At 67.3% G+C, this 21,194-nt stretch carries 19 protein-coding genes, 1 tRNA gene and 1 pseudogene; 15 read left to right on the forward strand and 6 right to left on the reverse strand.

Annotated features, from left to right (window positions below; all coding sequences use genetic code 11):
* Positions 1-94: 94 nt before the first annotated feature.
* Positions 95-1,123, reverse strand: coding sequence for an MraY family glycosyltransferase (locus LUX31_RS20560; protein ID WP_235476256.1), 1,029 nt, complete (start codon positions 1,121-1,123; stop codon positions 95-97).
* 223 nt (positions 1,124-1,346) lie between these two features.
* Between LUX31_RS20560 and LUX31_RS20565 the strand changes: the two genes are divergently transcribed.
* From LUX31_RS20565 to LUX31_RS20585, 5 genes are all read left to right on the forward strand, one after another.
* The gene (locus LUX31_RS20565; protein ID WP_235476257.1) at positions 1,347-3,641 is read left to right on the forward strand and encodes a heterodisulfide reductase-related iron-sulfur binding cluster; all 2,295 of its coding nucleotides are present in this window, start codon (positions 1,347-1,349) and stop codon (positions 3,639-3,641) included.
* A 131-nt stretch (positions 3,642-3,772) separates the two neighbouring features.
* Positions 3,773-5,170, forward strand: coding sequence for an FG-GAP-like repeat-containing protein (locus LUX31_RS20570; RefSeq protein ID WP_235476258.1), 1,398 nt, complete (start codon positions 3,773-3,775; stop codon positions 5,168-5,170).
* Positions 5,171-5,296: 126 nt separating this feature from the next.
* Complete coding sequence (locus LUX31_RS20575; RefSeq protein ID WP_235476259.1) at positions 5,297-6,607, forward strand: FG-GAP repeat domain-containing protein; 1,311 nt, start codon at positions 5,297-5,299, stop codon at positions 6,605-6,607.
* A gap of 8 nt (positions 6,608-6,615) precedes the next feature.
* Complete coding sequence (locus LUX31_RS20580; protein ID WP_235476260.1) at positions 6,616-7,038, forward strand: FG-GAP repeat protein; 423 nt, start codon at positions 6,616-6,618, stop codon at positions 7,036-7,038.
* Positions 7,039-7,126: 88 nt separating this feature from the next.
* On the forward strand, positions 7,127-8,206 hold the full coding sequence (locus tag LUX31_RS20585; protein WP_235476261.1) for a Yip1 family protein: 1,080 nt from the start codon (positions 7,127-7,129) through the stop codon (positions 8,204-8,206).
* A gap of 54 nt (positions 8,207-8,260) precedes the next feature.
* On the opposite strand, the gene LUX31_RS20590 is transcribed toward LUX31_RS20585, so the two are convergent.
* The 3 genes from LUX31_RS20590 to LUX31_RS20600 all read right to left on the reverse strand — a co-directional run bounded on the left by LUX31_RS20590 (position 8,261) and on the right by LUX31_RS20600 (position 9,642).
* Positions 8,261-8,758 (reverse strand): phosphoribosyltransferase, encoded by a 498-nt coding sequence (locus LUX31_RS20590; protein ID WP_235476263.1) that lies wholly within the window; start codon positions 8,756-8,758, stop codon positions 8,261-8,263.
* A 5-nt stretch (positions 8,759-8,763) separates the two neighbouring features.
* A complete protein-coding gene (gene dcd / locus LUX31_RS20595; protein ID WP_235476264.1) occupies positions 8,764-9,339 on the reverse strand; it encodes a dCTP deaminase in 576 nt (191 codons plus the stop codon).
* A gap of 108 nt (positions 9,340-9,447) precedes the next feature.
* A complete protein-coding gene (locus LUX31_RS20600; RefSeq protein ID WP_235479989.1) occupies positions 9,448-9,642 on the reverse strand; it encodes a hypothetical protein in 195 nt (64 codons plus the stop codon).
* 322 nt (positions 9,643-9,964) lie between these two features.
* Between LUX31_RS20600 and LUX31_RS20605 the strand changes: the two genes are divergently transcribed.
* The 6 genes from LUX31_RS20605 to LUX31_RS20625 all read left to right on the forward strand — a co-directional run bounded on the left by LUX31_RS20605 (position 9,965) and on the right by LUX31_RS20625 (position 15,741).
* A tRNA-Gly gene (locus LUX31_RS20605) sits at positions 9,965-10,038 on the forward strand.
* A gap of 346 nt (positions 10,039-10,384) precedes the next feature.
* Positions 10,385-10,711: a transposase gene (locus tag LUX31_RS37905; RefSeq protein WP_443045980.1), complete on the forward strand. Its 327-nt coding sequence runs from the start codon at positions 10,385-10,387 to the stop codon at positions 10,709-10,711.
* A 5-nt stretch (positions 10,712-10,716) separates the two neighbouring features.
* Complete coding sequence (locus tag LUX31_RS20610; protein WP_443046063.1) at positions 10,717-11,586, forward strand: IS3 family transposase; 870 nt, start codon at positions 10,717-10,719, stop codon at positions 11,584-11,586.
* Between the two features lie 92 nt (positions 11,587-11,678).
* Complete coding sequence (locus LUX31_RS37485) at positions 11,679-12,833, forward strand: tyrosine-type recombinase/integrase (protein ID WP_268828171.1); 1,155 nt, start codon at positions 11,679-11,681, stop codon at positions 12,831-12,833.
* An 83-nt stretch (positions 12,834-12,916) separates the two neighbouring features.
* Positions 12,917-15,202, forward strand: coding sequence for a tyrosine-type recombinase/integrase (locus LUX31_RS20620; RefSeq protein WP_235476265.1), 2,286 nt, complete (start codon positions 12,917-12,919; stop codon positions 15,200-15,202).
* On the forward strand, positions 15,199-15,741 hold the full coding sequence (locus tag LUX31_RS20625) for a DUF6262 family protein (protein WP_235476267.1): 543 nt from the start codon (positions 15,199-15,201) through the stop codon (positions 15,739-15,741). Before LUX31_RS20620 ends, LUX31_RS20625 begins: the two co-directional genes overlap by 4 nt.
* A 228-nt stretch (positions 15,742-15,969) precedes the next feature.
* Here LUX31_RS20625 and LUX31_RS20630 read toward each other — a convergent pair.
* A pseudogene (locus tag LUX31_RS20630) lies at positions 15,970-16,242 on the reverse strand (transposase); the annotation flags it as partial.
* A gap of 210 nt (positions 16,243-16,452) precedes the next feature.
* On the opposite strand from LUX31_RS20630, the gene LUX31_RS20635 reads away from it, so the two are divergent.
* From LUX31_RS20635 to pepE, 4 genes are all read left to right on the forward strand, one after another.
* Positions 16,453-16,785 (forward strand): type II toxin-antitoxin system PemK/MazF family toxin, encoded by a 333-nt coding sequence (locus LUX31_RS20635; protein ID WP_144314455.1) that lies wholly within the window; start codon positions 16,453-16,455, stop codon positions 16,783-16,785.
* Positions 16,786-17,058: 273 nt separating this feature from the next.
* Positions 17,059-18,297 carry an IS701 family transposase gene (locus tag LUX31_RS20640; protein ID WP_443045981.1) on the forward strand — a complete coding sequence of 413 codons (1,239 nt, stop codon included), beginning with the start codon at positions 17,059-17,061 and terminating at the stop codon, positions 18,295-18,297.
* A 100-nt stretch (positions 18,298-18,397) separates the two neighbouring features.
* Positions 18,398-18,829, forward strand: a complete 432-nt coding sequence (locus tag LUX31_RS20645) for a LysE family translocator (protein ID WP_235476269.1) — start codon at positions 18,398-18,400, stop codon at positions 18,827-18,829.
* 10 nt (positions 18,830-18,839) lie between these two features.
* The gene (gene pepE, locus LUX31_RS20650) at positions 18,840-19,559 is read left to right on the forward strand and encodes a dipeptidase PepE (RefSeq protein ID WP_235476270.1); all 720 of its coding nucleotides are present in this window, start codon (positions 18,840-18,842) and stop codon (positions 19,557-19,559) included.
* A 260-nt stretch (positions 19,560-19,819) separates the two neighbouring features.
* Here pepE and LUX31_RS20655 read toward each other — a convergent pair whose 3' ends face one another.
* The gene (locus LUX31_RS20655) at positions 19,820-20,422 is read right to left on the reverse strand and encodes a 3'-5' exonuclease (protein WP_235476272.1); all 603 of its coding nucleotides are present in this window, start codon (positions 20,420-20,422) and stop codon (positions 19,820-19,822) included.
* Positions 20,423-21,194 lie beyond the last annotated feature (772 nt).

Here is a 21,194-nt window from a genome sequence, read left to right on the forward strand (position 1 = left end):
GGGGAATGACGAAGTATGACTTGAGTGGAACGGACTCAAGTGTGCATCACTCCCGTCGCGCGGTCAACAGAGCTGAGTCGACCCCACTCAACTCTTATCCGTTCCTTACACGCAATGCCGCCCTGACCTGCGCCGACTGTACGGCCGGTGCCCGCCGCAGCCCGTACACGGGAACCCTCAGCAGCCCCAGTACGACCATCCCGGCCACCCCCACCACCCACCACAGCCCCGTTCCCGCGACCCACCCGCCATGCGCGAGCACCCCCACCAGCACCGCCCCGAAGGCCCCCGCCCCGAGCAGCACGGCCGTCCCGCGCGGGGTGAGCCCCAGCCGCCGCAGCCGGTGCGCGAGATGGTCCGGGCCCCCGCGCGACAGCGGCCGCCGGGCCACCCGCCGCGACACGACCACGAGCACCACATCCGCGCCGGCCACGGCGGTGAGCGCGAACAACACCCCCGCGCTGGGCGCCAGTTCGTGCCCGGTCCGCACGACCACCGCCGCCGAGGCCAGCACGAACCCGGTGAACAGGGACCCGCACGCGCCGAACGCGATCCGCGCGGGATGCCAGTTGTGCATGAGGAACCCGGTGAGCGCGGCGGCCAGCACGCTCAGCAGCACGGCGAGCCCGTCGAACACCTCGACGGCGGCACACGCGCTCACCCCGAAGGCGGTCAGCACCCCGACCGTCCCCACCAGCCCGTCGGCATGGTCGAGTGCCCGGAAGGCGACGGCGACGAACACGATCCAGCCGACGGCGAGCAGCCCGGCCCCGAACCCCAACTCCCGGTACGGCACCACGAACGCGGCGGCGACGGCCGTACCGGCGACCAGGAACCGCGCCTTCACCCGCCGTACGTCGGCGACGAGCCCGAGTGCGCCGACGCCCGCCCCGGCGAGCAGCAGCGCACCGATCCCGTCCCCCAGAGGGGCGTACCCGGTCCACTCGCCCACCCCCGCGACCAGCCCGGTGGCGAGCACGACCGCGAGCCCGCCGAGCAGCGGCAGGGGGCGGGCCCGGCGCCGGTCGAGGACGCCGAGGCGCAGGGCGAGGGTCCGCAGGAGGGCGGTGAGGACGGCGGCGAGGAGGAGGGCTGAGGTGGCTGCGAGGATCCCGTAGAGCACGGGCTCACGTTAGATGGAAAGGTAACAATCCTGTACGAATAACACGATTTACCCTGATGATATTTGATCTACGACTCAGGTAAGCCTCAGCGACTCAGATCACTCCGCCGCTGACTACAGTGCGAGCCAAGATATGAGTAGTCTCTGACAGACTGCCTAAGTTACCGCTTAGTAATACCGCTGAACGTCAGTCATTACGTGCGCAGGCCTGAGGAGCCCCGACATGCAACTCGCCGCGATCATCGTGTCGCTGGTCCTGACCGTGGTCGGCGTCGCGCTGCTCGCACGCGCCATCGGTCAGTTCGTCCGGTACTTCAAACTCGGCCAGCCGGTCCCGGCCGGCGTGCGGACGGACAACCCCAACCAGCGCAGTGTGACGCTGGTGAAGGAGTTCCTCGGCCATACGCGGATGAACCGCTGGGGCATCGTCGGCTTCGCACACTGGTTCGTCGCGGTCGGCTTCCTCACGCTGCCGCCGACCCTCGCCCAGGCCTTCGGCCAGCTGTTCTCGGCGGACTGGACGCTCCCGGTCATCGGCGGCTTCCTGCCGTTCGAGATGTACATCGAGTTCATCGGTGTGATGACGATCATCGGCATCGCCGTACTGATCGTGATCCGCCTGCTGAACCTGCCCTCGCGCCCCGGCCGCAAGTCCCGCTTCGCGGGCTCCAAGGCGGGCCAGGCGTACTTCGTCGAGTACGTCATCCTCACCATCGGCCTCGCGATCTACGTGCTGCGCGGCCTCGAGGGCGCGATCCACCACGTCGAGCACTACGAGGCCGGGTACTTCGCCTCGTACCCCCTCGTCCTCGCCTTCAAGGGCCTGAGCGTCGGCGCCCTCCAGAACCTCATCTACTTCACCGCGATGGTGAAGATCAGCACGTCGTTCGTCTGGATGATCGTCGTCTCGCTCAACACCAACATGGGTGTCGCCTGGCACCGCTTCCTCGCCTTCCCGAACATCTGGTTCAAGCGCGAGGCGACCGGCGGCACGGCCCTGGGCGCCCTCCAGCCGATGACGTCCGGCGGCAAGCCGATCGACTTCACGGACCCGGGCGACGACGACGTCTTCGGCGTCAGCCAGGTGGAGCAGTTCTCCTGGAAGGGCCTGCTCGACTTCTCGACGTGTACGGAGTGCGGTCGCTGCCAGTCGCAGTGCCCGGCCTGGAACACCGGCAAGCCACTCTCCCCCAAGCTGCTCATCATGTCCCTGCGGGACCACGCCCACGCCAAGGCGCCGTACCTGCTGGCGGGCGGCGGCAAGACGATGGAGGGCGAGGAGAAGGCGAGTGAGGAGCAGCTCACCGGTGTGCCCGCGGCGGCGTTGGCCGAGGCCGAACGGCCCCTCATCGGCACCCTCGAAGAGAACGGCGTCATCGACCCGGACGTCCTGTGGTCCTGCACGACCTGCGGTGCCTGCGTCGAGCAGTGCCCGGTGGACATCGAGCACGTCGACCACATCGTCGACATGCGCCGCTACCAGGTGATGATCGAGAGCGCGTTCCCGTCCGAGGCGGGCACGATGCTCAAGAACCTGGAGAAGAAGGGCAACCCCTGGGGCCTGGCGAAGAAGCAGCGCCTGGAATGGCTCAAGGAGCTCGACTTCGAGGTGCCGGTCGTCGGCAAGGACATCGAGGACCTGACCGAGGTCGAGTACCTGTACTGGGTCGGCTGCGCGGGCTCGCTGGAAGACCGAGCGAAGAAAACCACCAAGGCGTTCGCCGAACTCCTCCACATCGCGGGCGTCAAGTTCGCGATCATGGGCGGCGACGAGAAGTGCACCGGTGACTCGGCACGGCGTCTCGGCAACGAGCCGCTGTTCCAGGAACTCGGCATGGAGAACGTGGCCGCGCTGAACATGGCGTTCGGCGAGGAGACGGACGACGACGGCAACGTCACCCCGGAGTCCAAGAAGCCGAGGTCGGCGAAGAAGATCGTCGCGACCTGCCCGCACTGCCTGAACACCATCGGCAACGAGTACCCGCAGCTCGGCGGCGACTACGAGACCATCCACCACACCCAGCTGCTCCAGCACCTCATCGACGAGGGCAAGCTGCTCCCGGTGACCCCGGTCGACGGCCTCATCACCTACCACGACCCCTGCTACCTGGGCCGCCACAACAAGATCTACACGCCCCCGCGCGAGATCATGTCGGCCGTCCCGGGCCTGCGCCAGCAGGAGATGCACCGCCACAAGGAACGCGGCTTCTGCTGCGGCGCGGGCGGCGCGCGGATGTGGATGGAGGAGCGGATCGGCAAGCGCATCAACAACGAGCGCGTCGACGAGGCCCTGTCGTTGAACCCCGACATCGTCTCGACGGCCTGCCCGTTCTGCCTGGTCATGCTCACCGACTCGGTCAACGGCAAGAAGAACGAGGGCAAGGCGAAGGAGTCCATCACGGTGGTGGACGTCGCCCAGCTGCTCCTGGAGTCCGTGAAGACCCCGGTCCCGGACGACGAGCCCCCGGCGGGCACGGCGGAAGCGGAGAGCGCGCCGGAGCCGCAGCCGGTGAAGTAGGCGGGTCCGGAGCAGGTCTGAATGGGGTCGACGCCGGTGGCGTCGACCCCATTCTCAACTCCCGTACAACCATCGCCACTTGTCACGGGTCTCCTGATCACCCCGGTGATCACCGCAACCTTGGAGACCCCTTGCGCTCCCGTGCCTCCCTCCTGGCCACAGCTCTCGTCGCCGCCACCCTGAGTCCGCTGGCCCTCGCCGCCCCGGCCCCGGCCGCCGCGGCGAAGCACGTGGACGACTTCAACGGCGACGGCCACCGCGACCTGCTCCTCGGCGACTCGACAGCCACGGTGGCCGGGCAGCGGAACGCGGGCGCGGTCGTCGTCATCTGGGGCTCGGCGACAGGCCTGAACCCCGCCAAACGCTCGGTCATCACACAGAACAGCCCCGGCATCGCGGGCGTGGCCGAGGCGAAGGACCGCTTCGGCGCGAAGGTCACCTCGGCCGACCTGAACAAGGACGGCTACGCGGACGTCGTCGCAAGCTCCCCCGGCGAACTGCACGCCGGCCGCCACGGCACGCTCACCGTCCTGTGGGGCTCCAAGTCGGGCCTGACCAAGGGCAGTACGTACGCGTCCCCGGGCAGCAAGGCGGAGACCTTCGGCCTGGACGCCGCCATCGGCGACTTCAACGCCGACGGCCAGCTGGACATCGTCTCCGTGGACGGCGATTTCGTCTGGTTCCTGCGCGGCCCGTTCACCAAGGCCGGCGGGCGCGGCAAGGCCACCAACCTCGACCCGTGGGACGGCGAGAACATCAAGGCCGAGATGGTGGTGGCCGGCAAGGTCACCAAGGACGGCACCGCCGACTTCGCGCTCATCGGGTACGACGTGGACACCAACAGCAACCGCGTCTGGTTCTACAAGGGCGGCAGGAACGGCCCCGCCAAGCCCTGGAAGCGCACCCTGCCCGCCTCCTCCGACCTCGTCGGCTCCAGCGCCGTGATCGCCGACTTCGACCGCAACGGCTACGGCGACCTCGCGATCGGCGTCTCCCGCTCAGGCAGGGGCGGCGCGGTTCGTGTCCTGCCCGGCACGGCCACCGGCCCAGCAGGCAAGCTCCTCACCCTCACCCAGAACACCGCGGGCGTCCCCGGCAGCGTGGAGGACAGCGACTACTTCGGGTACGACGTCTCGGCCGCCGACACCAACGGCGACGGCTATCCGGACCTGGCCGTCGGCGCCCCCTACGAGGCGCTCGGCAGCAGCTACTGGGCCGACGGTTCCATCACCGTCCTGCGCGGCGGCTCCACCGGCCTCACCGGCAGGAACGCCCGCCAGTACGACCGCACCACCGCCGACCTGCCGAACGTCTCCCCGGACAACGCCTGGCTCGGCGCCTCCCTTCTCCTGCGCGACTTCAACCGCGACGGCCGCGCCGAGCTGATCGCCACGGCCAACGAGGGGGGCCGCCTCCACATCCTCCCCGGCACCTCGTCCGGCCCGACGGGCACCGGCTCCCGCACGCTCACCGTCCCCCAACTGGGCCTGGGGGCACGGGCGTTCATGGCGGCAGAGCTGACGGACTGACCGCCGTAGCAGCCAGGCGCCCCTGTGTCGTGTTCCGCACCGGCACAGGGGTGTCTTCACATCTCGAACACGTGCATCATTACTGAGCAGTTGCCAATGGGGTCAACGGTCAGGACGAGGTGCAGGGTGCGCGTGCGAAGAGGCGGTCGGGGTACGGCGGTCACCGGCGGGTTGGCGGCCATCGCCGCCCTGGTGGCACTCACCGCCTGCGGCCCCCTCTCCAGTGACGACCGGGCAGCCGCCACCCAGACCCCCGTCCAGGCCGCCAAGGCCCCCGCCCAGCGCCCGATACCGCAGGGCGACGGCAGCAAGACCGCCGACGACTTCAACGGTGACGGTCACCGTGACCTGGTCCTCAACGACCTCGTCAAGGACCAGCTCCACACCGACGACGCCGGTATCGGCATCGTCTACGGCTCACCGACCGGACTCGTCCCCGGCGCCCGGCAGTTGCTGAGCCCGGCCCGTCAAGCGGCCCGTACGAAGGGCCAGTTGCCGGCGGTCTTCGACGCGGAGGCCAGCTGCGACCTCGACGGCGACGGCTTCACCGACCTGGTCGTGTCGACCGACCCGCCCTACGACGGCCAGGGCCAGCCCTCGGTGCCGCTCCAGCTCCTCTTCGGCTCCCCCGACGGCCTCACCGGCCGCGCGGTCGCCCTCACGATCCCGGCGCGGGCCCGCGCGGGCAACGACTGGCCCGACCAGCCGGTGTGCGGCGACTTCGACGGGGACGGCGCCCAGGACCTGGCCGTCCACGCCTCCGGCAAGCAACTCAGCTATCTGCGCGGCCCGTTCACCCGCAAGGGCGCCCCGAGCAAGGCCGGTGCCCCGATCACCGCCCCCGGCAACGTCCCGACGGGCCCGGCGGCCGACGTGAACCATGACGGATACGACGACCTGGTGGTCCGTACGACGGAGGGCACCGCCAGGTCGGCGGTCGTGCTGGGCGGTCCGAACGGTCCGACGCGCACGGGAACGGCGCTGCCCGAGGGCATCGATGTCGCCCTAGGCCGCTTCGGCAAGGGGAAGGACCTGGACGCGGCAGTGGGCGCGATGGGCGAAACGTCCCTGCGGTACGACCTCCCCGACGCCACCTCCGGCACCCTCGCCTCCCCCGGCTCGATGCTCGACACCGGCGACTTCGACGGCGACGGCCGCGACGAACTCGTCTCCAGCGGCTCCCGGTTGAGGGTGTTCCGGGCCCCGAACGCGGCGGCCGGCATCTCGGCGAAGGGCATGGTGACCGTCGCGCCACCGGCGAAGGGGACGACGCGCGTCCTGACGGTCGGCGACTTCGACGGCGACAGACGGGCCGACCTGGTGGTGCGGACGTACCGGGGAGAGACCTGGGACGAGGTGGCTGTGTACGCCGGGGTCAAGGGCGACATGGTGGCGGCGGAGCCGTCGGTGACGTTCTCCAGCTCGGAGTTCCTGTAGGAAATGGAGTGTCGTACACGGCGGGCATCGCGGACAGCGCGGAGACGTACGACAACTTCGGCGCGAGCATCGCCGCCGGCGACATCAACGGCGACGGCTACCGCGACCTCGCGATCGGCTCGTACGGCGAACGGATCGCCGACAAGCCGTACGCGGGCGGGTTCCACGTCCTGTACGGCCGCGCCGGGGGCCTCACGACCGCCGGCTCACAGTGGCTCGCCCGCAGCTCGGCGGGCATCCCGGGCGATGTCACCGACGGCGACATGTTCGGCGCGAAGCTCCGCCTGCGCGACGGCAACCGCGACGGCAAGGCCGACCTGTACGTCTCGGGCGGCAACGGTTCGGTGCGGCTGCTCGGCTCGGCGACGGGGATCAGGACGACGGGGGCGACGTCGGTGCCGGAGAGCGTGATCGACGGGATGCTTCCGTAGCCCGTAGAGGAGCCGACGGGGATGCCTCCCTGGGGGTTCTTCAGGTTCCTCAGGTTCCCTAGGGGAAATGTGAAGGGCCCCTTAAGGGATGTCACAGGTCGGCAGCAAAGGGGGCTCCGAAAGCCCGGGCCCCACCCGTCACTCTCCGGGACCAGGTACGTTCGATGACGTGGCTGGATTCAGGATCGGACGCGGCGGCCGGGACAACCGCCCCCCGCAAGCGCGACCGCAACAAAACCCGCGGCAGCAGCCGTACGGCCAGCAGCCCCCGCAGGGCGGCCCGTCGTACGGCTACCCGTCCGCGCCTCAGCAGCCGTACGGCGGCGGACAGCCGTCGTACGGCGGCCCGGGCGGCGCCGGACGGCAGTGGCCCCCGCAGGCGACGGCGGCCGGCGGCGGTTACAACGGACCCGGGGGTCACGGCGAGCCGGAGTACTTCGGCGACGACGGACACGGGCAGCACGGGCATGGGCAGCACGGGCACGGCCCCCAGGGGCACCCCAACAACCCCGTGGACCCGTACGCGGCCAACAACCCTGGTCACACACAGGCGTTCACGGTCGGCGACGACGGGTACCACCAGGGCGACACCTATCGCGCCGGCGCCGCCGCGGCCCCGCCGTCCGGTCCGCGCCTGCGCTGGAAGGAACTGCTGCGGGGCATCGTCACCTCCCCCGACCGCACGTTCCTCCAGATGCGCGACTACCAGGTGTGGGCACCCGCCCTCGTCGTCACGTTCCTGTACGGCCTGATCGCCGTCTTCGGGTTCGACGACACGCGCGAGGACACGATAAACGCCACCCTCAACAACGCGATCCCGATCGTGTTGACGACGGGCGTGGCAATGGTCCTGAGCGCCTTCGTCCTGGGCGTGGTCACCCACACCCTGGCCCGCCAGCTCGGCGGCGACGGAGCCTGGCAGCCGACGGTGGGCCTGTCGATGCTGATCATGTCGATCACGGACGCCCCCCGCCTGGTCGTCGCGATGTTCGCGGGCGGCGACGCACCCTTCGTACAGATCCTGGGCTGGGTGACCTGGGTCGCGGCGGGCATCCTGCTGACCCTGATGGTCCGCCGCTCCCACGACCTCCCGTGGCCGAAGGCGCTGGGAGCGTCGGCGATCCAGCTGATCGCGCTGCTGTCGATCGTGAAGCTGGGCACGTTCTAAGGGAAGCGTTCGAGGAGTACGGGGATACGGGGGCCCACGCCCCCGTATCCCCGGTCAGGCGTCGAGAACCTGGCCCGCGCGGCGGACGACCGGGGGCTCGACGGACCACGGGAAGTTGATCCACTCATCGGTGCGCTTCCACACGTACTCGCACTTCACAAGGGACTGTGTCTTCTCGTAGATGACGGCGGAACGCACCTCGGCGACGGCGTCCAGACAGAAATCCCGCACCAGCTTGAGCGTCTTGCCGGTGTCGGCGACGTCGTCGGTGATGAGGACCTTCTTGTCGGAGAAGTCGATGGCGTTGGGAACGGGCGCGAGCATGACGGGCATGGGGAGTGTGGTCCCGACGCCGGTATAGAACTCGACGTTGACAAGGTGGATGTTCTTGCAGTCGAGGGCATAGGCAAGCCCCCCGGCCACGAACACACCCCCACGCGCAATGCTGAGCACGACGTCGGGCTCGTACCCGTCGTCGGCGATGGTCTGCGCGAGTTCACGAACGGCGACGCCGAACGCTTCGTAGGTCAGGTTCTCCCGTATGCCGCTCATGGCGCTCAGACCTGCGTCCGGTGGAAGTTGAGGAAGGACCGGGAGGCGGTGGGTCCGCGCTGCCCCTGGTACCGGGAGCCGTAGCGCTCACTGCCGTACGGGAACTCGGCGGGCGAGGTCAGCCGGAAGAGACACAGCTGGCCGATCTTCATACCGGGCCAGAGCTTGATGGGGAGGGTGGCGAGGTTGGAGAGCTCCAGCGTCACATGTCCGCTGAACCCCGGGTCGATGAACCCGGCGGTGGAGTGGGTGACGAGCCCGAGCCGCCCGAGGGAACTCTTGCCTTCGAGACGGGAGGCGAGGTCATCGGGGAGGGAGACGACCTCGTAAGTCGAAGCGAGCACGAACTCCCCAGGGTGGAGGATGAACGGCTCGTCACCCTCGGGCTCGACGAGCCGAGTGAGGTCGGCCTGCTCGATCGAGGGGTCGATGTGGGGGTAGCGGTGGTTCTCGAACACCCGGAAGAAGCGGTCGAGGCGCACGTCCACGCTCGACGGCTGAACCATTGATTCGTCGTAGGGATCGATCCGTACTCGCCCGGCGTCGATCTCGGCCCGGATGTCCTTGTCTGAGAGAAGCACGCCCCGAGGATACGCAAGGCGCGCGGACCCGCCACAATCGGACGGCTCCGCGCGCCTACAACTGCTTCTACTTCTTACTTACTCTGCTTCACTGGCTCTACTTCTTCGCTACTTACTGCTACCGCTGCGATGCGGCTGATGCTCATGCTGCTGCTCCAACGTCACCGGCACCACACTGCGCAGCCGCGCGCAGCGGGGACACCGGACCAGCCGGCCAGGGCCGAGCCGCTCGGCCTGCTGCATCGGGAACGAAGCGGTGCTGAACACGTGCCCTTCGGCACAACGGACGACGGTGCGCTCGATCAAGTCCTCAGAGTCCCTTCCCCAAGAGCCGTCGCCGGTCACTGTCGAGACCAACGAGGAAAGCCACATTACGGGACGAAAAGGGCGGCCTCCAGGCGGCACTCCGGTCCCGCCCGACCCCTCTTCCGCGCCCCCACCGTACGCCCCAACTCCGGCCGCCCGCAGCCCGGCCACCCCGCGAAAACCCACCCGGCCGACACTTGGAACACCCCCGGAATCCTCCGGAAACGGAGGCAGGCCCCACGGCTCGGCGCCGGGGGCCTGGCATGAGGTAGAGTGACTGAGCGTTCCGACACCGGTTCATTTCCGTCCGGCGTCTTACGCGGGTGTAGTTTAGTGGTAGAACATCAGCTTCCCAAGCTGAGAGTGCGAGTTCGATTCTCGTCACCCGCTCCATGCCAAAGGCCCAGGTCAGAGACTTGGGCCTTGTTTGTTGTCTAGTCCAATTTCAGGGTGGCGTGCCCTCCGTGTGCCCTAAGTCGAGGTGAAGTGCCCGTTCCGGGGCCTCGGGACGCGAATTCAGGGCCCACGACGCCGCCGCATCTCAAATGGCGAGATCCATTTTCGGTGACTTGGGTCACAGGTTAAGCAAATGATAGGTAAGTCGCATACGCAAAGGGCGACTTGATGGGCGGTGCACAGCCCGAGCTTTGACGGTTCCACCCCGGGCCATGAACCGGTGCTACACAATGTGAACCGCCCCGGCTCGAATGGAGACTCGATTTCATGAAAGGATCGAGTCATGGCACGACCTTCCCGTTACCCGCTTGAGCTCCGCCGTCGTGCGGTGCGCATGGTCGCCGAGGTGCGCGACGACTATCCGACCGAGACGGCCGCCTTGCAGGCGGTGGCCGAGAAGCTTGACATCGGCTCGCGCGAGACGCTGCGGAACTGGGTGAAGCAGCACGAGATCGACGGGGGCCAGCGTCCGGGGACGACGACGGAGGAGTCCGCCCAGCTCAAGGCGTTGAAGAAGGAGAACGCCGAACTCAAGCGGGCCAACGAGATCCTGAAGGCCGCGGCGAGTTTCTTCGCGGCCGAGCTCGACCGGCCACACACACGCTCGTAGCGTTCATTGACGAGCACCGGGACCGCTTCGGCGGCGTCGAGCCGATCTGCAGGACGCTCACCGAGCACGACTGCAAGATCGCCCCTTCCACGTATTACGCCCACAAGAAACGCCTTGAGACTCCCTCCGCCCGTTCCGTGCGCGACGAGGAACTCAAAGAACGGATCCACGAGGTCTACACGTCCAACTACCGTGTCTACGGGGCCCGGAAGATCTGGCGCGAGCTGAACCGGCAGGGACATACGGTGGCCCGCTGCACCATCGAGCGTCTGATGCGCGAACTCGGCATCGCCGGCGCCGTCCGCGGCAAGAAGGTGATCACGACGATCACCGATCCGGCCGCCGGGCGGGCCCCGGACCTTCTGGACCGCGACTTCGTCGCCAGTGCCCCGAACCGCTGCTGGGTTGCCGGCTTCACGCATGTCGCCGCCTGGAGCGGTGTCGTCTACGTCGCCTTCGTCGTGGACACCTTCTCCCGGCGCATCGTCGGCTGGTCCGCTTCCACCACCAAGGAGACCCAACTCGTCCTGGATGCGCTGGAGATGGCCCTGTGGCAGCGCGACCGCGAGGACCGCCGGCACACTCCGGGGCAGCTGATCCACCACTCCGATGCCGGGTCGCAATACACGTCGTTCCGCCTCGCCGAACACCTCGACGCGGCCGGCATCGCGGCGAGTATTGGATCAGTCGGGGACGCGTACGACAACGCCCTGATGGAGTCGACGATCGGTCTGTACAAAACCGAGTTGATCAAACCCCAGCGTCCCTGGAAGTCACTCTCCCAGGTCGAGTTGGCCACCGCCGAGTGGGTCGACTGGTACAACCACCGGCGCCTTTCTCTCGGGGTGGATCAGGTGTGGTGCTCTGTTTCGTAGGGGGTGGTCTCTGCTCTCGTTCCGCGACGTTTCTCATGGGGTGTCGTTCATGTGGTGTGTCGTCGTGATTGCCATGGGAGCGGAGTGCTGGGATGCGGGCGTTCGTGATCACCTTGCCCTCGGGGGTGCGGTACTGGACGGTGCTGGACGAAGACCTCGGCATCGTTGCCGAGGCGGATGACTTCCTGCGGCATCTGCGGCTGGGGCGGGATCGCTCTGAGCTGACGACGAAGTCGTACGCGGGGTCGATCGCGTTGTTCCTGCGCTGGTGCGAGGGGACGGGACGGCACTGGCATGCCGGGGTGGAGCATCTGGGCCTGTTCATCATGTGGTTGCGGCACGCGCGTGAGACCGAGGATGGGGACGGGGTGCTGCTGGCTGGTCCGGGGACGGATCCAGTCCGCGGGGCGAAGCGGATCAACGGCGTGCTGACCGCGGTGCGTTCGCTGGTCGCGCACGCCGTGGCGGCGGGGCGGGCGCCGGGACGGTTGCTGCCGGTTCTCTACGAGGTGGGAGATGCCCGGGACCTTCCGGAGGAGGCCCGGGGCGAGGACGCGGCGATGGCCTGGCGGATGCGGGCTCGGCATCGGCTGCACGAGCCGGAGGCGGGGGTGGACCGGGCCAGCGACGAGGAGATCGTGTCCTTGTTGCGGGCCTGCGGTTCCGCCCGGGACCGGCTGATCGTGCTGCTGATGGCCCGGGCCGGTCTGCGGCGCGGAGAGATGTGCGGCCTGCGCCGCAGCGACATCCATCTCGCGTTGGATTCGCGGCCGTTGGGCTGCCCGGCGGTGCGGGCTCATCTGCACGTCGTGCGACGGGACAATGTGAACGAGGCCTGGGCGAAGTCCCGCCGGCAGCGGGTGGTTCCGCTGGACTTCCTCGGCGTGATGGCCTTCGATACCTACGACCTGGAACGCGGGGAGGTGCCCGCGGCTCAGGACAGTGACTTCGTCCTGGTGAACCTGTTTCGGGAGCCGGTGGGCCGGCCGATGCTGCCCGGGGCGGTGAACGAGCTGATTACTGCTGCGAGCCGGCGGGCCGGCCTGGAGCGAAGGGTCCGTCCGCACCAGCTGCGGCATGCTTTCGGCAGCAATCTGGCTGATGCCGGAGCGAGCCTGGACGAGATCATGGAGCTTCTGGGGCACGCGGCCGCCTCCTCCAGCGCGGTCTATCTGCATCCTGATCCGGCTCGGCTGCGGGACGCGGTCGAGCGGGTTCCCAGTCCGCGAACGGGGGCCGCGCGATGAGTACGTCGCTGCGGGCCCTGCCCGCGACACCGTTGCCGTCGTCGATTCCGGGCGGGCCCGGACCGGTGGTATTCGCTGGACGGTTGCCCGACCTGCAGGCCCGCAGGGCGGCCGCGCTGCTGGACGAGGTCTTCCTGGACGAGATCGGCTGGGACTGCCACCAGCACGTGATGCGGCCCTCGGCCGCGCATCCGCTGCTGGGACGCCCGGTCTGCCGGGTCGGCGACTGCGAGGCGACCGCGGTGACGCTGAACCGGATCTGTCCGGGCTGCCGCAAACGGATGGAGAAGGGCGGGCTGGACGTCGAGGGCCTGACGGTGCTGCCGCCCCGGCCCTGTCCACGTTCGCTCCTCCCCGCGGCTCTCCCCGGCCAGGACTGCCTGGTGGTGGCCTGTCTACGGGAGCGTCGCCGCGGCGTCGCGGAGTACTGCGAGGTCCACCAGGCCCGCCTGAGGGCGGCCCGGCAGACCGATCCCGCGCTCAAGGAACCTCGCTGGCGGGCCACCGAACCGCCGGTCTCCCTGGCCGGGGAGGTCAGCTTCCGGGGACTGGCGGACCGTGTGGTCTGCGAGGTCCTCCTGGGCCTGCAACAACGCTGCCGCCTGGACGGAGTCAAGACCAAGGACAGCGACCTGCGGGTCTTCGCTGAGCATCTGCGCAGGCAACAGGTGGAACGGCTTGAGGACTTCACGCCGGCCGGCCCGAGGGTCGGGACGTTTCCCGCGCTGACCGCCGCGGTCTCTACGCATGCCCGCCGGGCCCAGTCCAGCACCGAGGACGAAGTCGGCAAGGACATCTGGGACTTGGCCCTGTTCGGGCAGGGTGGGTCGCTGGACTTCACCATCATTCGTCAGAACTGGCTGCGGCAGTCCGCGAAACGGTGGGCCGCCGATGATCTGCCCCGCCGTCGGGTCCGTCCCGGCCGCCGCACCAGCTCGGGCCTGGCCGTGCGTCACCACATCGGCTGCCTGGCCCGCCTCTCCCAGGTCCTCGCCCTGCGCGGGGACGGCGGCGAGGTGCCCGCGGCACTGTCCCGCACGGACATGGAGACCTTCCTGCACCGCCTGGCCTACTTGGAAAGCTGTGGTCAGCTGTCCAAGGACGCCCGAACCCGGTCCTGCCGGGAGGTCCGCACGGTGCTGGTCCGCATCCGGGCGATGGGCCTGACCCGGCCCGCCCAGATTGCCGCCGGCCTGGGCGAGGACTTCGCCCTGCACACCGACGACATCCCCGCCAAGTCCGAACGGGCCGAGGCCGACCGAGACCTTCCGGGAGAGATCATGCGGCAGCTCTGCGAACACCTCGACCGCATCGGACCCGCTCACATGCGCACGGCCGTCGAGCTGGCCATCGACACCGGAAGGCGCCCCGAGGAGATCTGCAGCCTGCGCTATGAATGCCTGACCCGGGACAGCGAAGGACACCCTGTCCTGCTCTTCGACAACCACAAGGCCGAACGCCTGGGCCGCCGCCTCCCGATCAGCGAGACCACCGCCACAGTGATCACCACCCAGCAGCAGCGAGTACGCGACCGCTATCCCCTCACTCCGCCCGGCGACCTGGTCCTGCTGCCCACCGACCGACGCAATCCCGCAGGCAGCCGCGCGATCACCGCATTCAGTGCGGCCTTCTACCACCGCACCTGGATCAAGGACCTGCCGCCGCTGATCACCCGCGACGGCGCCGAGTTCGACAAGCGGCACATCGTCCTCTACGCCTACCGGCACGCCTACGCCCAGCGCCATGCCGATGCCGGCGTCCCTGTCGATGTGCTCTGCGAGCTCATGGACCACCGGAAGATCACCACCACTCAGGGGTACTACCGGGTCGGCGAGGGCCGCCGCCGCACGGCCGTCGACAAGGTCACCACCCTCCAGTTCGACCGCCACGGCAACCGCATCTGGCGCCAGGCCGCCGAGCTGATGGACTCCGAACACGTCCGCCGGGCCGTCGGATCCGTCGCCGTCCCCTTCGGGACCTGCGGCGAGCCCAGCAACGTCCAGGCCGGCGGACAGTCCTGTCCCTTCCGGTTCCGCTGCACCGGCTGCGACCACTTCCGCACCGACGTCTCCTATCTCCCCGACCTGACCGCTTACCTCGACGACCTCCTGCGCAACCGCGAACGCATCCGGGCCGCCGTCGAACTCGATGACTGGGCCCGCGCCGAGGCCCTGCCCTCCGAAGAAGAGATCTCCCGCGTCCGCCACCTGATCAACCGGATCCGCAGCGGCATGGACGACCTCGACACCGGTGAACGCGAACAGATCCACGACGCCGTCACCCTCGTCCGCCGGCACCGCACCGTCATGCTCGGCATGCCCCGCATGCGCGTCACCCCGCTCGACGCCCGCCAGGAGCAGCAGAGTTGAGTCACCAGCCGGAACTTGCCATGCACGCCGGACGCCGAGCCGACTCCGATCGACGACGCACCCGCGTCCAAGACGCTCTCCGCCAGGCCCAGGCCGCCGGATCAGAGATCACCGCCAGCTCCATCGCTCGCGCGGCAAAAGTCGACCGGTCCTTCCTCTATCGCCACCCCGACCTGCTGGAACAGATCCACACCGCACAGAGGCAAGCCCCCAAGCCCTCGACAGACAACACACGCGTCAGCCGGGCGTCCCTGCACGCCGAGCTCCTGGCCGCCCGGCACCGCACCGCCCGGCAGGCCGCCCGGATCCACCAGCTTGAGCAGAAGTTCTCCGAACACCTTGGCCGCCAGACCTGGCACGACAGCGGGCTCGGCGCCCCCGCCGACATCGACACCCTCAACCAGAAGATCACTCACCTGGAACAGCAGGTCATCGACATCCGCCTGCAACTCGAGGAACGGGAACAAGACCTCGCTGCCGCCCGCGCGGCGAACCGCGAACTCATGGCCCAGATCAACACCGCCCGCCCCACCACGTGAGCCATGCACCACAGGTGTCGGACACGGGAGAAGCCCGACAACCCCGCACCCACCTGCGAAGACTCACAAGTTGAAGCCACAGCGACGAAACGACCCCGAGAGAAACGCCTCCACGGTGAGATAGGCCACGTTCCGCCCGTCGAGTACGAGGCCAATCACTACATGGAATCCATAAAACCCCAGGTCAAAACCACAATCTGAGATCTCTACCGAACCCGGGGCGGTTCACTTCTTCACGTCCCCGGTCTCGTCGACCACCAGTACCGCCCGGTCGTCGTGCAGATGCTCCACCACGTACTCCCGTACGTCATCGCGTACCGCATCGGCATCCCACTTGGCCCGGCCCAACAGGTGCTGCATACCGTCCGGAGTGGTCTCGCCGGCCCACTCCGCGATTGTCCAGCAGTTCTTGCGTGGCAGGTCGGCCAATAGACCGAGCACCAACCGCGCCGCCCTGCGCCGGGGTTCGACCCGCGCGAAGCGCCCCGCGATCCGGCCCATCAGACCCTCGAACGCGTCCCGCCAACGGGCGGGTTCTATGCTGTGACCTGCGGCCACCGTCTCTTCGTCAGTCCACACAACTCACGATGATCAACGGTGGCCGCAGCCGTCTTATCGTCGGCCCTGACCAGCCAACATTACGATCTGTGCCTGGAGTAGGCGGCGGTCGAAGGGGCGACGCAGGCGCACCGTCCCGTATCAGGAGGACATATGCGACGTGGCGAAGTCTGGTGGGCAGATTTCAACGAGCAGCGGGCAGTCGTACTGCTGTCGGGAGAAGAGGCGTCCGGTTTCTTGGCGATGCAGGTCGTCGCTCCCGCGGGCACCGATCTCAGCGGCGTGGCCGTTGAGGTGGCAGTAGGTGCCCCCGAAGGACTGCCTCTCGAAGGCGTCCTGAGAGTCGCACTTCCACGTCCCGACCTCATCCCTTGCACTTGGCTGGTCACCCTGGCTAGGGAAGACCTGACCGGGCAGGCGGGCGTCCTGCCGTCCGCGAAGCTCAGCGAGATCGAGGATGCCCTTCGTCTCGGTGGACTCAAGTAGGCAGAGAGGGATGGACGCCGCCGATGGCGCGGCCGGTCTCGTCGAGATGGTCAATAGTGGCCGCGCCATATCAGCGGCGCCCCCACTGACAAGATCACGATCTACGGCTGGAGTACTAGTACTCCAGCAGTACTTCGTGGCTTGACCTGGGGAAACGTCGAGCGGTGGGAGTGTAGCGGGCGGGAAGTCGTCACGGACGGCTTCTGCCCGCACGCCCCTCGAAGGAGTGCCCCCGACGGCAAGGTCGCCCCGGGCTCTGGGAAGCCTCGGGTCGTGATCACCGAACAGGCAGCCGAGACCTGGGACCGCGACCTGGACCACCTCTTCACCACCATCGGGCACCACTTCGGCCGCGTCGAACCACGCCGCCGCATGCGGGACTACGTGCGCGCACTGCTCGCCCCGGTGGCCCGAAAAAACAGCTGGCAACTTGCCGAACACGCCGGCCACGCCACCCCGGACGGACTGCAGTACCTGCTCTCCCGAGCCCGCTGGAACCCCGACGACATCCGCGACGACCTGCAGACCTACGTCGCCGAACACCTCGGCCGCCCCGACGGTGTACTGATCATCGACGACACCGGGTTCCTGAAGAAGGGCACTACATCCGCCGGAGTCCAAAGGCAGTACTCCGGCACCGCCGGCCGCACCGAGAACTGCCAGATCGGCGTCTTCGCCGCCTACACCAGCACAGCCGGCCGCGCCCTGGTGGACCGGGAGCTCTACCTGCCCAAGTCCTGGACGGACGACCGTGACCGCTGCCGCGCCGCCAAGGTCCCCGACGAGCGCGAGTTCGCCACCAAGAACACCCTCGCGGCGACGATCGTCCGCAGAGCGCTGGCCTCGCCGCTGCCGGTCGCCTGGGTCACGGCGGACGCCGCCTACGGACAGGACAACCGCTTCCGCCGGATGCTGGAAACATTCGGCGTCGGCTACGTCCTCGCCGTCCCCAAGTCCCAGTTCTCCCTGGCCGGCCCACGCATCGACAAGGCCTTCGAGCAGGCCCCCGACCAGGCATGGGAACGCCGTTCCTGCGGCGCGGGCGCGAAGGGACAGCGCGAATACGACTGGGCGGCTGTCCAGTTGCGCCCAGTGTCCGAGTACGACCACCAGGACGGCGTGTTGATCCGTCGACGGTGGGCGCTGGCACGACGCAGCTTGAGTCGGCCGGACGAGATCGCCTACTACCTCGGCTACGCACCGCTGGATGCCGGCGTGGACGAACTGGTGCGCGTCGCCGGCGCCCGGTGGGCGATCGAAGAATGCTTCCAGGCAGCGAAGAACGAGTGCGGCCTGGACGAGTACGAAGTCCGCCGCTACGTCGGCTGGTACCGGCACATCACCCTGGCCATGCTCGCCCACACCTTCCTCGTTGCGATGAGCGCGCGAGCAGCCGAAAAAGGGGATCCACCGGTGAGGAGGCCGTGGTCATCGAGCTCACCGTGGCGGAAGTGCGGCGACTCCTGGCAGCTCACGCACCCCGAGCCCTTCGCACCCGCAGCCATGCGTTGAGCTGGTCGCACTGGCGCCGACGACGCCAAGCGGTGGCCCGCCGCTGCCACTACCGCCGTCGTGGGCACTCCTTCGAGGGGCGTGTGGGCAGAAGCCGTCCGTGACGACTTCCCGCCCGCTACACTCCCACCGCTCGACGTTTCCCCAGGTCAAGCCACGAAGTACTGCTGGAGTACTAGGTGACCGGACTTCTGATACCGATGCCATGAGTTTAAAAGTTGGCAAGGAAATTCCCTTTCGCGCCTGGTCCAGAGGGTTCTTATCGAATCTACTCAATCCACGCTTCGGTCTCTTCTTTATGGCGATGTTGCCGCAGTTCATCCCGGAAGGGGCGCCCCATTTCCTGATGGGGCTGACTTTGGCTTTGATCCATAACGCCATCGACTTGATTTGGTTTAGCCTGCTAATTCTCGGCGTTCATTTCCTGGGTCCCTGGCTAAACAAACCACCAGTTCAACAAGGCTTGGATTGCGTCGCTGGCCTAGTCGTCATTACCTTCGGGGCCAAGCTAATCATCCCTGTAGTCCTCTAGAGAGGGTGTCATGAAGCTGCTGCTGCTTTCGAACTCAACCGTGTTCGGGCGAACATATCTGGAACACGCCCTGGAGCCGATATCGCAAATACTGGGCGAGATAAAGGAGGTGCTTTTTGTGCCATTCGCCTTGGCGGATCACGATGGGTACACCGCTCAGGCCGCCGAAGCTCTTGCTCCTCTGGGCGTGACAGTCACCGGTGCACACACCGGCGAGCCTATTAGGCTCGCCCAAAAGGCGGAGGCGATATTTATCGGAGGAGGCAACAGCTTCCGCTTGCTTAAGGCCCTACACAAGAAGGGCCTTATACATGTCGTTCGTGAACGTGTCCAAGGTGGCGTACCCTACATTGGGTCAAGTGCAGGCACTAATATGGCTTGCCCCACCCTTCGCACAACAAATGATATGCCTATCGTCGAACCGCCAACTTTTCAAGCACTTAATTTGGTGCCGTTCCAGATTAACCCTCACTATGTTGAGCGCAATCTCGACAGTACTCACATGGGGGAAACCCGGTCCGCGCGACTGGAGGAGTTCCTTGAAGAAAATGATGTCCCTGTCGTGGGAATCCGAGAGGGGACATGGCTCCAGCAGGATGCAGACCGGATGACCCTCTGCGGTTCCGAAGTTGGAGGTGTGCTCTTCCAGCGCGGCTCAGCACCCGAGCAACTCAAGCAGCGCACTGATCTCAGCGCACTGCTTGAGGCTCCAGCTCACTTCGACCAATGAGCGGTGTACAAGCTGAAGTTGCCGGTCACGGTACGGGTCAAAGGGCAGGCGGGATCAAAGATGTCGCGTCGGCAGGCACGGTCTTCCGGTCGGATCCACGGGCGCCGAGAACTCCATCGACGCCGACAGTCAGGGCTGCAGAAACGAGGCAGCCGATCTGCCCCCCCCTCACCGTGGCGCACAGACTGCGTAATGCTGACGCAGGCGTAGCCAGACCATTGTCCGCGTCTGCCACTACCGCAGACGTACCGCAGTACTAATCAAGAATGCTGCAGACAGCCTTCGGGCAGGGTGCCCCCAGTTCTGTTGAGGTGCTCGATGGCTGCTGCGAAAGAATAGCAGTCGAAGAGCGCTGAATGCTCTTTCCCGGCTGCGGGCTTGGGAAGGCCGAGTACCTGCCACAAGCGACCCACATTGGATGTTGCCGTTTGAGGTGCGAGAGCGTTCAACCAAGGGCGGATATTCAGGAAATGGGCGGCGAGGAAACCGTTCTTGACTTCTTGACCACGGGCTCGCGCCCAGCCAACATTCTCCCCGAGAACAACCATGTCGTTACCATAGGAGAGCACCGACTGACCCCGGCAGAACCCCAGAAAGTCGCCGAGCGCTTCGGCTGCGGGAATCCCTTCCCTGTCCACCGTCTCCTGGTCGACGCCGGTCAGCTCGGTGAAGTATGTGGACAGCCGAGGATTGACCTCGGGCCGCACCAGTGCCTCGTACTCCTCGACGACGGAAAAGTCCTCGTGTAGGCGGAGCGCGCCGATCTGTACGATCTCGCGAAGCTGTCCCGGTGCACCCCAGTCCTGCTCAAGCGCCCCCGGCCATGACGTGAATTCAAGGTCAAACACAACGAATGTGGGCACAACGGATCTCCCTCTGGCGCGGATTGCCGCCAGATTACCCCGTGTATTGCAGCCCATCGTCAGCCAGGGCCCCGACGTGCATCCCGGTTTTCCAGTTCGTGGTGATCATGTGATGCCGTGGCGGTCTGCGGACGGAACGAACACGCAGCTGCCGTCGAGGTGGCGGGCCCCGCAGACATTTGCCGTCCACCGCCAGAGCTGGGCGCGGGGTGGGGCCCGTCGTGCTGCTGTGCCCGCCGGCGGGCGCGGTGCTGTGCCCGTTCGATCAGCCCGTTCGGGGCAGCGAATGTCTGGCGGGTGGCGCGCTGGCACCACTCGGCCGCGGCGGCCAGTGAGCTTCTTCTGTCGCCCCTCCGGCGGGCGAGGCCGCCGAGTGTGTTGACGAGGCCGTCAGGCGGGGCAGTTGCCGCTCCTGCTGAATCGAGCCGCCGTCGCAGCGTCACCCGATCGGAGGATGCCCTGAAGGAGCTCACTGCGAACCGGGAAATCGGGATACACGCCGGGTCCCTGTATCGTCAGCAAAGGTGATTTCTCGCCAGATCTGCTTCCGTCCACCATTACAGTACCCGCACCATTTATTATCGATCTGTGCAATCTCCATTGGCCTGTGCAGCAAGATTTGCCATCTATCTTCAATCGTACGATCGGTAAGTCATCCGTACAGAGCTTGCCCAGCAGGTCCGATCGGTCCGCCGTATTGGCGCGACACGTTAATGGGCACAGCGCCCTTCGCTCATCAGTCGCACGAACCGAGTCCGTCCATCACAACACT

The organism is Streptomyces sp. GQFP (assembly GCF_021545335.1).
Lineage (GTDB): Bacteria > Actinomycetota > Actinomycetes > Streptomycetales > Streptomycetaceae > Streptomyces.

What these genes read in the sequence shown, in the direction of transcription:
- LUX31_RS20565 (WP_235476257.1), top strand. Translation starts at nt 1,347, where the DNA reads ATGCAACTCGCCGCGATCATCGTGTCGCTGGTCCTGACCGTGGTCGGC.
- LUX31_RS20585 (WP_235476261.1), top strand. Translation starts at nt 7,127, where the DNA reads ATGTCACAGGTCGGCAGCAAAGGGGGCTCCGAAAGCCCGGGCCCCACC.
- LUX31_RS20590 (WP_235476263.1), bottom strand. Translation starts at nt 8,758, where the DNA reads ATGAGCGGCATACGGGAGAACCTGACCTACGAAGCGTTCGGCGTCGCC.
- LUX31_RS37905 (WP_443045980.1), top strand. Translation starts at nt 10,385, where the DNA reads ATGGCACGACCTTCCCGTTACCCGCTTGAGCTCCGCCGTCGTGCGGTG.
- LUX31_RS37485 (WP_268828171.1), top strand. Translation starts at nt 11,679, where the DNA reads ATGCGGGCGTTCGTGATCACCTTGCCCTCGGGGGTGCGGTACTGGACG.
- LUX31_RS20635 (WP_144314455.1), top strand. Translation starts at nt 16,453, where the DNA reads ATGCGACGTGGCGAAGTCTGGTGGGCAGATTTCAACGAGCAGCGGGCA.
- pepE (WP_235476270.1), top strand. Translation starts at nt 18,840, where the DNA reads ATGAAGCTGCTGCTGCTTTCGAACTCAACCGTGTTCGGGCGAACATAT.